We start from the raw sequence: 13842 nt of genomic DNA on the forward strand, positions 1-13842 counted from the left end.
TTCAAAGGTAGGGAAAATAATTAATAATGAATAATTAATAATGAAAAAAATGAGAAGGACGTTTATTTAGTCCTCTTCAAATCGATTCATCTGCACATTTAGACGTGCAATTCCTTCTTTTCGTTCCTGTAATTCGTTCACATAGATGGTGGTTAGGAAATAATTGGGGATACTTTCTGAATTGACCCCACTGGTCACTTGCAATTCATCTATCTTGTCTATTTCACGGGCAATAGATTGTGCCTTCAATGCCCATTCCATAGCCGTTTCTATGCTGTCTTGCATTTCATATCCCAGTGCGATATTGAAAGCTGCATACATTTTCTTTTTGCCTTTCTTCGACTCATAGCTTGACTTCCATAATTTGATGGCATTATCCCATTGTCCTTCTTTGGCATATACAGCTGCATCACGCATATTTACCGAACCACCGGTGATATAGTAACGGTTGGCTGTTTTCCAATAGGGGAGTAAATGTTTCACGGGCACTGTTCCTGCAAATTCAGATGCTTCTTTTATCAAATCATTCTCATTGATAAGGCGGGCACGTAAAACTGCTTCTCCACCTCCGTAATCCTCCCAGAAGATGCTATCATTACTATTAACTGTCACCATAGGACCTCTACGATTGGGCAGGTACACCTTTACGGTAGGGAATACTTTTACATCTACTGTACCATAATAAGTAGACCATTCATTGATATAGCTTATTTTGCGAAGCGAACGTATCTGTATATTTTCCAAGGCAATCAGGAAGTCTACGCCCAAGTCTTCTACAAGTTCGCTTACTTCTTCTTGTGTCAACATGGTTTCGCGTGGACTGATGTCTTTACTGCGCAAGGCGGAATCACAAATTACTACTTCTTCAAAATAATTCTCTTTGGCAAGTGCTTCTGCCAGCGATTCGGTAGTTAATTTGGCATCTCCATTATAAAAATTGGTAAGCCGCGTTATCTCATTTTCACTCTTCTTTTGTTCTTCTTCGTTTACTATCAGTTTGTTGTCAGGAACAGCCGGCATATTGTTAACAACAGCAACCCGCTTCAAGGATGCCGGGAAACTGACTTCTGCCGGAAGTATATAGTCTATGGACAGTTGCTCTATGCTTTGGCAACCGCTTAGTAGCAATGAAATGCTTAACAGAAGAGTATAGATATATTTAGCCATAGTTTATATAAGCTGAATTAAGAGTTTGAGCGCTTCTAAATAAGGATTACAAAGGTAAGAAATTAATTTTAATACAAGAATACTTTATTGAGCGTAATCTAATAAAAGTGATACAGAATGCGTCAAAACGACTTTTACAATAGGAGATTGAAGCAAATGAACTTAAAAATGGCGAGTTTATGCAGACTGTGAAACTACGGAACGGCTACTTTTGCTGTCGAAACATTTTATCCGAACATGAGAAACATTATACTTTCATTATTGCTACTTTTTCTGCTTGCCGATTCTTCTTTTTCGCAGGTACTTACCCGTTGGGTCAATCCGTTTATAGGGACCGGAGCTGTTGAGTCTAGTCTGTCCGGCAATAATTACCCGGGTGCCACAGTGCCTTTTGGCATGGTACAATTGAGTCCTGATACCCGTGAAGCTCCCGATTGGGCACAGGCATCAGGCTATGACTATAACGATTCTACAATCTACGGATTTAGTCATACACGCTTGAGTGGTACGGGTGCATCCGACTTTATTGATATACTGATGTTTCCTACTCAAAGCAACAAACGACAGTCCGCTTTCACCCACGAACAAGAATCTGCCCGTCCCGGCTATTATCAGGTGATGTTGGCCGACGAGGGTATTCAGGCTGAACTGACAGCATCTACCCGTGTAGGTGTGCATCGTTATACCTATCCTCAGAAAGGAGTGGTACAAGTGTGGCTGGATTTAGACCATTCGGCCAATAAGGGCAGTTGGGGAAGACGCATTATTCAGTCGCAGATTCGTGTTGTTAGTCCTACCATAGTTGAAGGTTATCGGATTATTACCGGGTGGGCGAAACTAAGAAAAGTCTATTTTCATATTGAGTTTTCAATGCCTATTCTTACCGCCGAGTTATCAGATGGTGATCGGAAATATAAGAATACGCCGGTGATCAATGGAACGAATTTGCACGGCTTATTTTCTTTTAACAGAGGAGATCATGATGCATTAATTGCTAAAGTAGCCTTATCTCCGGTTTCAATAGAGAATGCTTTGCTGAATATGACGGCGGAAGTTCCTGCCTGGGATTTCGAGGAAGTATCTGTTGCAGCAGAGCAGTCATGGGAAAAAGAGCTTGCGAAGATACAGGTTCAAGGAACGGACTTGCAGAAAACGATTTTCTATACCGCCTTATATCACACGATGGTTCAACCTAATACTATGAGTGATGTCAATGGCGAGTATATGGCTACTGATTATACCACAAGACGATTGAAAGTGAATGAAACACATTATTCCACCTTTTCTTTGTGGGATACCTTTAGGGCAGCTCATCCGCTTTATACCTTATTACATATGGACAAGACCGAAGACTTTATAAAGAGTATGGTTCGTCAGTATGATGATTACGGCTATCTACCTATCTGGCAACTATGGGGGCAGGATAATTATTGTATGATTGGCAACCATTCTATTCCCGTCATTGTGGATGCGGTACTGAAAGGTATTGCAGGAGTTGATGCCGAAAAAGCATACGAGGCTGTACGAAATAGTTCATTGGTATCTCATCCCAACTCTCCTTTTGAAGTGTGGGAAAAGTATGGGTATATGCCCGAAAATATACAGACTCAATCCGTATCCATCACTTTAGAACAGGCTTATGATGATTGGTGCGTGGCACAATTGGCCAAGAAGCTCGGTAAAGAAGAAGATTACCATCATTTTATGAAACGCTCGGCGTACTATCGCAACTTATTCAATCCTACAACCGGTTTCTTCCAACCCAAGAGTGACAAAGGGGAGTGGATAGTACCTTTCGATCCTTATAAATACGGTGCTAATGGCGGTTACCCGTTTACCGAAGGAAATGCCTGGCAGTACTTTTGGTATGTACCGCAGAATATCCCCGATTTGATAGCTCTTACAGGAGGAAACAAGGCTTTTACTCAGAAACTGGACGCTTTCTTTACTACCATTCATCAAAGTGGTGAACTGAATGACAACGCATCAGGTTTTGTAGGACAATATGCACATGGCAATGAGCCGAGTCATCACGTGGCATACCTCTATGCTTATGCAGGCCAGGCATGGAAAACGCAGAAGTATGTGGCTCATATCATGGATAATCTATATAATATTTCTTCTTCAGGTTATGCGGGCAATGATGATTGCGGCGAAATGTCGGCATGGTACATATTTGGAGCATTGGGATTCTATCCGGTCAATCCTGCAAGTGGCGAGTATGTGATAGGCACTCCTATGTTGGAGCAAGCAGTAATTCAACTGCCGGATGGAAAACACTTCACTGTTAAAGCACCTCGTAAGAGAACTGATGAAATCTATATCCGTTCCATGAAGTTAAATGGAAAGAAATATACCAAGACCACTATTACCCATCAAGACATCCTGAATGGAGGGATTTTGGAGTGTGTAATGAGTGCCCGTCCCAACCGGCAATAAGAACCAATAGCAATACTTATCATGAAGAATATGAAACATTTAAAAACTTGTTTAGCGGCAGCAGCATTAGTACTTGTGGGCTGTCAAAGTGCAAAGGATGTGGGCGCTACCACAGAATTGTGGTATACACAACCAGCAAAGGTATGGATGGAATCATTACCTATCGGTAATGGTCGCTTGGGTGCCATGACATATGGTGGCATCGAGGAAGAGACATTGGGATTGAACGAATCCACCATGTGGTCGGGACAGTACAATGAAAATCAGAACAAACCTTTCGGTCGTGCCAAAATGGATCATCTGAAGAAGTTGTTCTTCGAGGGCAAACTATCAGAAGGAAATAAGATTGCCGGTGATAACCTGGCAGGTATGCAGACTTCATTCGGTACGCATCTTCCCATAGGCGACTTGAAGTTGCGCTTCACTTATCCCGAAGGGGAAGTGACAGGCTATCGCCGTTCACTGAGTTTGGACGAAGCGATTAGCAGTGTTACTTTTAATGCGGGGGGTGTGAACTACAAGCGTGAATATTTCGCTAGCAATCCCGATAATGTACTGGTACTCCGCCTGACTGCCGATAAGTCGAAGTCAGTAACCATGAATATGTCTTTAGATTTAATGCGCCAGTCTGCTCTTACGGTGGATGATAATCAATTGGTGTTCATAGGGAAAGTGGACTTTCCGTTACACGGTCCGGGCGGTGTGAACTTTGAAGGACGCATTGCCGTACTTGCCGATAACGGAGAACTGAATATGGATACGGCAGGTGTCAGTGTAAGCGGTGCAGATGCAGTAACACTGATAGTAGATGTACGTACCGATTATAAAAGTCCGGAATATAAGAAACAGTGTGTAGACGGTGTGAAGAGTGCTGCCGGCAAATCATACACTGATTTGAAGCAGGCACACGTAGAAGACTATGCCTCTTTATTCAACCGTGTGGCAATCAACTTTGGTGAAGATTTGAACAAGACCACACCTACCGATGTACGTTGGAAACAAGTACGCGAAGGCAAGACCGATACCGGCTTGGACGCTTTGTTCTTCCAATACGGTCGTTATCTGACGATAGCCAGTTCTAGAGAAAACTCCCCGTTGCCCATTGCCCTGCAAGGCTTTTTTAATGACAACAAGGCTTGCAATATGGGGTGGACAAACGACTATCATCTCGATATCAATACCGAACAAAACTATTGGGCGGCCAATGTTGGTAATCTGGCAGAATGTAATGCTCCTCTCTTTACATATATCAAAGACCTGGCCCATCATGGTGCAAAAACTGCTGATGTAGTGTACGGATGTAAAGGTTGGACTGCCCATACCACTGCCAACGTTTGGGGCTATACTCCTTCATCGGGTACCATCATTTGGGGCTTGTTCCCCTTGGCAGGTTCATGGATTGCCACTCACCTATGGACTCAGTACGAATATACACAAGACCAGCAATATCTGGCCGAAGTGGCCTATCCTTTATTAAAAGGAAATGCAGAGTTTATTCTTGACTTTATGGCTGAAGACCCGAGAGACGGTTATTTGAAGACCGGACCGAGCATCTCCCCTGAAAACTGGTTCCGCACCGCAGATGGTGAAGATATGGTAGCTTCGATGATGCCTGCCTGCGACCGTCAACTGGCTTATGAAATACTTCAGAACTGCATTCAAGCCTCTCAAATACTAGGAGTTGATAAGGAGTTCTGTGTCACATTGCAGAATGCGTTAGCTAAACTTCCTCCCATTCAGCTACGTGCCAATGGTGCTATTCGCGAATGGTTTGAAGACTTTGAGGAGTCTCATCCTAATCATCGCCACACTTCTCATCTGTTAGGCATGTATCCTTTCTCGCAGATAACATTGGAGAAAACTCCCGAATTGGCGGAAGGAGCTCGTAAGACTATCGAAGCTCGCTTGTCGGCCAAGGATTGGGAAGATACCGAGTGGAGTCGTGCTAATATGATTTGCCTCTATGCCCGCTTGAAAGATGCGAAAGAAGCCTATAATAGCGTGCAGTTATTACAAGGCAAACTCTCGCGTGAGAATCTCCTTACAGTATCTCCCGGAGGTATCGCAGGTGCGGAGGGTGATATCTATTCCTTCGATGGCAACCCCGCAGGTACAGCAGGTATGGCAGAAATGTTGGTACAGAACCATGAAGGTTACATTGAATTCCTGCCCTGCCTGCCCGCTGAGTGGAAAGATGGAAGTTTCAAAGGTTTATGCTTACGTGGTGGTGCCGAAGCCTCGGCTGTATGGACAGATTCCACTGTAACTACTGCATCCTTGAAAGCGACTTCCGATAACAATTTTACGGTTAAGATGCCGCAAGGAAAGACTTATAAAGTAATGTTGAACGGCAAAGAACTCACAGAAAAGCCCGATGCCAAAGGCTTGCTGACTATCACTCTGAAGAAGAACGATCTGTTGGAGATAAAATAAAACTTTGAGTATGAAAAGACATCTGTTATTGATGTACTTTATGACTCTGTTCACTTGGGGTGCAATTTATGCTTCACCGTATAACATTGCGCCTCAAAGTCGTGTGTCAGCTTCTTCTGTATTGAATGAATCATACGAAGCGGCTAATGTAACCGATCAGGTTATTCGCATTGCGGGTAAAGGCGAATGGGCATCAAAAAGTACAATGACTTTCTGGGGACAAATAGATTATCCTTGGATACAGTTAGATTGGGAGAAACCGGTATGTATCAATAAAGTGGTATTGTATGACCGTCCCGATAAGAATACGCATGTAGCAGGAGGTATCTTGCACTTCAGTGACGGGAGTTTTGTCAATGTATGGCAGATTTCTAATGATGGTAGTCCAAAGGTGGTGGAGTTTCCGGCACGAAAGACTAAGTGGGTGCGTTTTGAGGTGACTGATGGTGATGGTGTTAGTCTTGGGCTATCCGAAATAGAGGTTCTTCCTGCTCCTGAAGATTATACTGATTATGTTTCGTGGGTTGATCCTTATATAGAATCTGCCAGAGGACGTTACTTTTTTTTTATAACCGGTAATCAGCCTTTTGGTATGATAGGTGCCGCTCCCTTGACTCGGAACAAGAACCAGTATGGGGGTGGCTATAATTACAACTCAACGGATATACTTGGTTTCCCTCAGATACATTGTTGGATGTTGTCAGGATTGACACTGATGCCCACTACGGGTACGGTGAACCCTACTCAAGGTGAACAAAGCTGGAAATCACCATTTACTCATGAAGGCGAAATTGTACAGCCGGGTTATCATCGTCTCTATCTGGAGAAATACAATACTTGGGTGGAACAAACAGCTACGGATAGAGTCAGCTTCTACAAGTTGACTTATACAGAAGATGCTTCGGCAAATATTCTGCTTAATTTGGGTGGATATGTAGCTACCTCGACTATGGTCAACGCACATGTACAAAAGGTGGGTAATGATGAACTGACTGGCTATTTTGATACAAAAGGCCGTTTGTGGGGAGGTCCTGATATGGTAAGGATATTCTTTGTGGTCCGTTTCGATAAACCTTTCAATTCTTTGGATGGTTGGGTGGATAAGAACTATCTTTCTGGCATAGACACATTGCAAGGTACTACGGAAAGTACACCACGCGAAAGCTCCGGTTGGACTTACCACGATGCACCTACCTCAGGAGTCAGTGCCTGCTATGAAGTGCAACGCGGAGAGCAGATTCAACTGAAGATGGCCATTTCATATGTAAGCATAGCCAATGCAAAAGAAAATTTGGAAAAAGATTGCAGCCATTGGGATTTTGCTAAAGTACGCAAAGCCTCGCAAGACGAGTGGAATCAATGGTTAGGAAAGATTGACGTCAAAGGAGGAACGGATGCACAACACGTTAAGTTATACACTGACTTGTGGCATACTCTGTTGGGACGTCATAAAATAGATGATTCTAATGGTGAATATCCTGATTATACTCAAGGAGGAATCCGTCAAGGTACACATGTACTCAATGCCAACCGACAAATCAAGCAACTGAAAAAGGATAGTTCGGGAAATTCATTACATCACATGTACAACTCCGATGCGCTTTGGTTGTCTCAATGGAACTTGAATACATTGTGGGGGCTTGCTTATCCGTCGGTCTTGGATGATTTTGCAGCTTCGCTCATTCAGTATAGCGTCAACGGTGATTTGCTCCCACGTGGACCTTGTGCAGGAGGATATTCATATATTATGACTGGTTGCCCTGCCACCTCTTTGATTACGAGTGCCTATCAACGGGGTATTACCCGAAAGTGGTCGCCAGTTGTAGGCTACCGAGCAATGAAAAGGAATCATGCCAAAGGAGGTATGCTTGCTTTGGATATGGACAAAGAGTTGGATTTTTATACCGAGCGTGGATATTGTCCTGAAAGTGCGGGTCTCACTATTCAATGGGCTTTTGAGGATTGGGCTTTGGCAGAAATGGCTTGCAAGATGGGGAAGCTTAGTGACTATGCTTACTTCCATCGGCGTTCAATGGGTTGGCCGGCATCTTTCCATAAAGGCTTGAAGTTGATTCTTCCACGTAAGGCAGATGGCGGTTGGTTGCATACTGACCCGAAAGACGGATGGGGGTATGTAGAGGCCAATGCTTGGCAAGCTACCTTTGGTTTATCACACGACATACCGGGATTATCAAAGCAGATGGGAGGCAACGATAGTTTATGCGCCTTGTTGAATCATGCTTTTGAGGAGGCAACGTCTACTGACTTTGTTTTTGGCTATGGTGGTGGCTATGTGAGTTACGCCAATCAGCCGGGCTGTTCCAATGCACATGTCTTTGCTCATGTTGGCAAACCTTGGTTAACCCAGTATTGGGTACGTCGGGTGAAGGAACAGGCACATGGTGCCATCACTCCCGATAAAGGATATGGAGGACATGATGAAGACCAGGGACAGATGGGAGGTATCAGTACGCTTATGGCAATCGGACTTTTCAGTTTGGATGGTGGGTCGAGGCAAAACCCTGCTTATGATATAACCAGCCCGGTATTCGAAGAAGTTACCATCAAACTTGATGCTGACTATTATAATGGTAAAGAATTCAAGATAAAAACTTATAATAACTCAAAGGAGAATTGCTACATACAACGTGCCCGTTTGAACGGTAAAGAATATAATTCCTATCAGCTTCTCCATTCTACCTTTATACAGGGAGGCTTGCTTGAGTTATGGTTGGGGGATACTCCTAACGAAAGTTGGGGAACTATTATTCCCATAACCTCTATCAATAAGAGTAGTCGCTGAACACACTATTACCTTCAATGCACAAGATGGCATCTTATGTAGCTCAAGATGGCATCTTGTGCATCCTTTCCCGTAGTCCTTCTCTTGAGCGGGAGTAATGATAGGGACGAAACGACTTACTGTTTCAACCGTAAAAGTAAGATTATCCATATCCTAAGTGTTTTTTTCTATTTCCCGGCACCTTGAATCAGCTTAACTTTGCATCATAATTAATACCAATACTATAATGAAGAACCAATCTAATTCTTACTTATTTTTGATCGCTTTAATATCTGCCATGGGTGGCTTTCTATTCGGATATGACTGGGTAGTAATAGGTGGAGCGAAACCTTTCTATGAACAATATTTCCAGATTGCAGATAGTCCTGTTATGCAAGGGTGGGCCATGAGCAGTGCTTTGGTGGGATGTTTGGTGGGTGCATTGAGCGCCGGTAAACTGAGCGACCGACTGGGACGCAAACCTATCCTTATACTGGCTGCCGGACTCTTTATCTGTACCGCTATCGGCACCGGAGCCGTACACTCTTTCACCTTGTTTAATGTATTCCGTCTGGTAGGCGGCTTCGCCATCGGTATTGCTTCCAGTCTTTCACCGATGTATATAGCCGAAATTGCTCCGGCGCATCTGCGAGGACGTTTTGTTTCTATCAATCAGTTGACTATTGTATTAGGTATCCTTGCTTCGCAGATTGTGAACTGGCAGATTGCCGAACCTGTAGCAATGGGTGCCACACACGACATGATTCGTGAGTCATGGAACGGACAGACAGGATGGAGATGGATGTTTTGGGCAATGACTGTGCCTGCCGCACTATTCTTCATGTTTAGTTTTATATTACCCGAAAGCCCTCGTTGGTTGGCATCTTCCGGACGTAGCGAAGCGGCATTGAAGGTATTTACCCGCATTGGCGGCGGCGATTATGCCCGTCGTGAACTGGATGCTATTCAGGCAAGTTCTTCTGGCAAAGATCAGCAGGGAGGTTTCAAACAATTGCTTCGCCCTGCTATGTACAAGGTACTTACCATCGGCATCGTGATGGCTGTTCTTCAGCAATGGTGCGGTATCAATGTCATTTTCAACTATGCACAGGAAATATTTATGGCTGCCGGATATGGTGTGTCGGACGTATTGATGAATATTGTGGTGACGGGCATCACCAATGTAATCTTTACAGTACTTGCTATGTTCGTGGTAGACCGTTGGGGACGCAAGGCGCTGACGTTAATCGGCTCTTTCGGCCTGGCTATCATTTATACCTTTATGGGAGCCGCTTACTACTTCCATATCACCGGAATGGTGCTGCTTGTTATTGTTGTAATGGCCATTGCCTGTTACGCCATGACATTGGCAACTGCCATGTGGGTAATTATCTCCGAAATCTTCCCCAATCGAATCCGGGGTGTGGCTATGTCAGTTTGTACTTTCGCTTTGTGGGCGGCTTGCTTTATACTTACCTATAGTTTCCCGGTGTTGAATAATACGTTGGGAGCTGCCGGTACCTTCTGGCTCTATGGTGTCATTTGTTTGGCGGGTGGTGTGTTCGTAGTGTTCTACTTGCCCGAAACCAAAGGAAAGAGTCTCGAAGAGATTGAGAAAGAATTGGTGAAATAGTAACTTCAAAACATAAATCAAAATAAAAATATATGTGATGGAAAAGATAACTCAATATTTAATTCAAAGCACGGTACACACTAGCGAGGTGCGTGCTTGGGAAGAAGACATCTTGCTTCCCACCTACGAAGCCGGACAAGAGGAAAAGAATCCTATATTCCTGGAAAAACGTGTCTACCAAGGTAGTAGCGGTTCAGTATATCCCTATCCGGTAGTGGAGAAGATCTCCGATAAGAAAGTAGACAAGAGCTATCATGCTCTTTTTATCGAGAACGAATACATCAAAGTAATGATATTACCCGAACTGGGCGGGCGCATTCACATGGCGTACGACAAGGTAAAGCAACGTCACTTTGTTTATTACAACCAAGTAGTGAAACCGGCTTTGGTAGGACTTACCGGCCCGTGGATTTCCGGTGGTATCGAATTTAACTGGCCGCAGCACCATCGTCCATCTACCTTCCTCTCCACCGATTTCTCTATCGAAGAACATGCGGATGGTAGCAAGACTATCTGGTGCAATGAGGTAGAGCGTATGTTCCGCACCAAAGGCATGCAAGGATTCACCCTTTATCCGGGCAAGGCATACATCGAGATCAACGTGAAGATATACAACCGTACCTCTTTCCCGCAAACTTTCCTGTGGTGGGCCAATCCGGCGGTGGTGGTCAACGACCATTATCACTCGGTGTTTCCACCCGATGTGAATGCCGTATTCGACCATGGAAAACGCGATGTATCATCTTTCCCTATCGCTACGGGTGTTTATTACAAACAAGATTACTCTGCCGGAGTGGATATTTCGAAGTATAAAAATATCCCCGTGCCCACTTCCTACATGGCCATTAAGTCCAAATTCGACTTTGTAGGAGGCTATGAAGCCGATGTGAAAGGCGGTCTGCTGCACGTGGCCGACCATCATGTATCGCCGGGTAAGAAACAATGGACTTGGGGCAACGGTGACTTCGGTCGTGCCTGGGACCGTAACTTGACGGACGAAGACGGACCTTATATCGAATTGATGACCGGTATGTTCACCGATAATCAGCCCGACTTCTCATGGCTGCAACCCTATGAGGAAAAGTCTTGGGTGCAATACTTCATGCCCTACAGCGAAGTGGGTTACGTGAAGAATGCAACCAAAGATGCCCTGCTCAATGTAGAATTGAAAGACGGCGAAGCCTCGCTGATACTTTACACCACAGGCGTAAACAAGGACGTCAATATTGCGGTGAAAGCTGCTGATGGCACTTCCTTGTATAACCAAACCATTCAGATATCCCCCGATTCACCTTTCACCGCAACCTTTGCCGCCAAGGGACTCAAAGAAGAAGAACTGAGTGTAGAAGTAAGAGATTATAAAGGTGAACTGATGCTAGTTTACCAAGCTGATAAACCCGAAATCAAACCCGTACCCGACCCGGCTAAAGCTGCCAAAGATCCCAAAGACATTGCCTCTATCGAGCAACTCTTCCTCACAGGGCTTCACTTGGAGCAATACCGTCATGCCACTTACAATCCGATGGACTACTATCAGGAAGCCCTTCGGCGCGAACCTGGCGATGTGCGTTGTAACAACGCTGTCGGCTTGATACTGATGCGCAAGGGACAATTTGCACAAGCTGAACCCTACTTCCGCAAAGCCATAGAAACACTGACCGAGCGTAATCCCAATCCCTACGATGGTGAACCTTACTACAACCTGGGGGGATGCTGCAAGATGCAGGGCAAGTTGGATGACGCCTTCGACGCCTTCTTCAAATCGGCCTGGAATGCTGCCTTGCAAGATGCCGCTTATTATGCGTTGGCACAGATAGACACCCTAAAGGGACGCTATGCCAGTGCTTTGGACAAAGCAGACCGTTCGCTTATTCGCAACTGGCACAACCATAAAACACGACAACTAAAAGCCTCTCTGCTCCGCAAACTGGGTCGCAAGGAAGAGGCACTGGCTCTAATTGAAGATTCATTGAAGATAGATCGCTTCAATATGGGCTGCCGCTTCGAACACTACCTGCTCACCGGCAGCAAGCAAGTACTGGCAGAAATGCAAAACATGATGCGCCATCGCTCGCACGATTACATAGAGTATGCGCTCGATTTTTCTGCTGCCGGACTATACGATGAGGCTATTGAGTTACTGCAAACCTATACGCAGGAAGGCGGAGCCGTTTATCCCATAGCTTATTATGCCCTCGGCTATTTCCATGCTTGTCAGGGAAAAGAGGAGCAAGCGTTGAAGTACTATCAGCAAGCAGAGCAAGAAGATCATTCCTATTGCTTCCCCAACCGCATCGAAGAAGTTTTGATTCTTCAAAGCGTCCTACGTATCAATAAGGCGGGAGCGAAAGCCGCCTACTGTCTTGGAAACTTTTGGTATGCAGCCCGTCAGTATGACAATGCCCTGGCTTGTTGGGAAGCGTCAGCCGCTATCGACCCGACTTATCCGACAGTTTGGCGAAACCTTTCATTGGCTTACTATAACAAACAGAATGATAAGCAGAAAGCACTGATAGCATTGGAAAAAGCCTATCATCTCAATGAGCGTGATTCACGCATCCTGATGGAGTTGGATCAGCTATACAAACGCCTAGGCCGCTCTCACGAAGAACGCCTGGCTTTCCTCGAAGCCCATCCCGCCGAAACCGCAGAACGTGACGACCTTTCGATCGAGCGTATTACCCTTTATAACCAACTGGGACGCTATGCTGAAGCAAAAGAACTGATCGCCGTCCGTAATTTCCATCCGTGGGAAGGTGGCGAGGGTAAGATTACCGGTCAATACACACTTTGCCGTGTGGAACTTGCCAAAATAGCCCTCAGTCAACAGCTCTATGCCGATGCGCTAGCGCTTCTGAAGGAAACAGAAGCTTACCCTTATAACCTGGGTGAAGGCAAACTTGCCAATGCCGAAGAAAATGACATCTGGTACTATAAAGGAGAAGCCTATCGTGGGTTGGGCGATGAGGTTCAGGCAAAGGTCTGCTTTGAGCAAGCTACCGTTGGTTCTTCCGAGCCTCAACAAGCTTTCTTCTACAACGACCAGCAACCGGACAAGATATTTTATCAAGGACTGGCATGGCGGGCGCTGGGTATGGAAGACAAGGCACGCAGTTGCTTCAACAAACTGATAAAGCATGGTGAAAAGCACTTGTTCGATGATTACCGTATTGATTACTTTGCCGTGTCATTGCCCGACCTGGCTATTTGGGAAGACGATTTGAACAAACGCAATCGTATTCATTGCAACTACGTGATGGGCTTGGGGTATCTTGGACTAAACGAATGGCAACAAGCCACTACTTTCCTCGATGAAGTTAGAAAGCTCGATGTAAATCATCAGGGTGGACAGATACATCGTAACATGGTTACTATATAGAACTATAAA

The 13842-nt window shown here is 44.9% G+C and carries 6 protein-coding genes; 5 read left to right on the plus strand and 1 reads right to left on the minus strand.

Going from position 1 to position 13842, the window contains the following annotated elements; all coding sequences use genetic code 11:
- Positions 1–66: 66 nt before the first annotated feature.
- A complete protein-coding gene (locus Q1W14_RS14375) occupies positions 67–1167 on the minus strand; it encodes a DUF6340 family protein (RefSeq protein ID WP_300702551.1) in 1101 nt (366 codons plus the stop codon).
- Positions 1168–1404: 237 nt separating this feature from the next.
- On the opposite strand from Q1W14_RS14375, the gene Q1W14_RS14380 reads away from it, so the two are divergent.
- The 5 genes from Q1W14_RS14380 (at position 1405) to Q1W14_RS14400 (ending at position 13833) form a co-directional block, all read left to right on the plus strand.
- Positions 1405–3606: a GH92 family glycosyl hydrolase gene (locus Q1W14_RS14380; RefSeq protein ID WP_300702553.1), complete on the plus strand. Its 2202-nt coding sequence runs from the start codon at positions 1405–1407 to the stop codon at positions 3604–3606.
- A gap of 30 nt (positions 3607–3636) precedes the next feature.
- A complete protein-coding gene (locus tag Q1W14_RS14385; RefSeq protein ID WP_300702555.1) occupies positions 3637–6039 on the plus strand; it encodes a glycoside hydrolase family 95 protein in 2403 nt (800 codons plus the stop codon).
- A 10-nt stretch (positions 6040–6049) separates the two neighbouring features.
- A complete protein-coding gene (locus Q1W14_RS14390) occupies positions 6050–8842 on the plus strand; it encodes a GH92 family glycosyl hydrolase (RefSeq protein ID WP_300702557.1) in 2793 nt (930 codons plus the stop codon).
- A gap of 226 nt (positions 8843–9068) precedes the next feature.
- On the plus strand, positions 9069–10454 hold the full coding sequence (locus Q1W14_RS14395; RefSeq protein WP_300702558.1) for a sugar porter family MFS transporter: 1386 nt from the start codon (positions 9069–9071) through the stop codon (positions 10452–10454).
- Positions 10455–10491: 37 nt separating this feature from the next.
- Positions 10492–13833 carry a DUF5107 domain-containing protein gene (locus Q1W14_RS14400; protein WP_300702560.1) on the plus strand — a complete coding sequence of 1114 codons (3342 nt, stop codon included), beginning with the start codon at positions 10492–10494 and terminating at the stop codon, positions 13831–13833.
- The last annotated feature ends 9 nt before the right edge of the window (positions 13834–13842 follow it).

It is taken from the genome of Bacteroides sp., assembly GCF_030151085.1.
Taxonomy (GTDB): domain Bacteria; phylum Bacteroidota; class Bacteroidia; order Bacteroidales; family Bacteroidaceae; genus Bacteroides.

What these genes read in the sequence shown, in the direction of transcription:
- Q1W14_RS14395 (WP_300702558.1), top strand. Translation starts at nt 9,069, where the DNA reads ATGAAGAACCAATCTAATTCTTACTTATTTTTGATCGCTTTAATATCT.
- Q1W14_RS14375 (WP_300702551.1), bottom strand. Translation starts at nt 1,167, where the DNA reads ATGGCTAAATATATCTATACTCTTCTGTTAAGCATTTCATTGCTACTA.
- Q1W14_RS14385 (WP_300702555.1), top strand. Translation starts at nt 3,637, where the DNA reads ATGAAACATTTAAAAACTTGTTTAGCGGCAGCAGCATTAGTACTTGTG.
- Q1W14_RS14400 (WP_300702560.1), top strand. Translation starts at nt 10,492, where the DNA reads ATGGAAAAGATAACTCAATATTTAATTCAAAGCACGGTACACACTAGC.
- Q1W14_RS14390 (WP_300702557.1), top strand. Translation starts at nt 6,050, where the DNA reads ATGAAAAGACATCTGTTATTGATGTACTTTATGACTCTGTTCACTTGG.
- Q1W14_RS14380 (WP_300702553.1), top strand. Translation starts at nt 1,405, where the DNA reads ATGAGAAACATTATACTTTCATTATTGCTACTTTTTCTGCTTGCCGAT.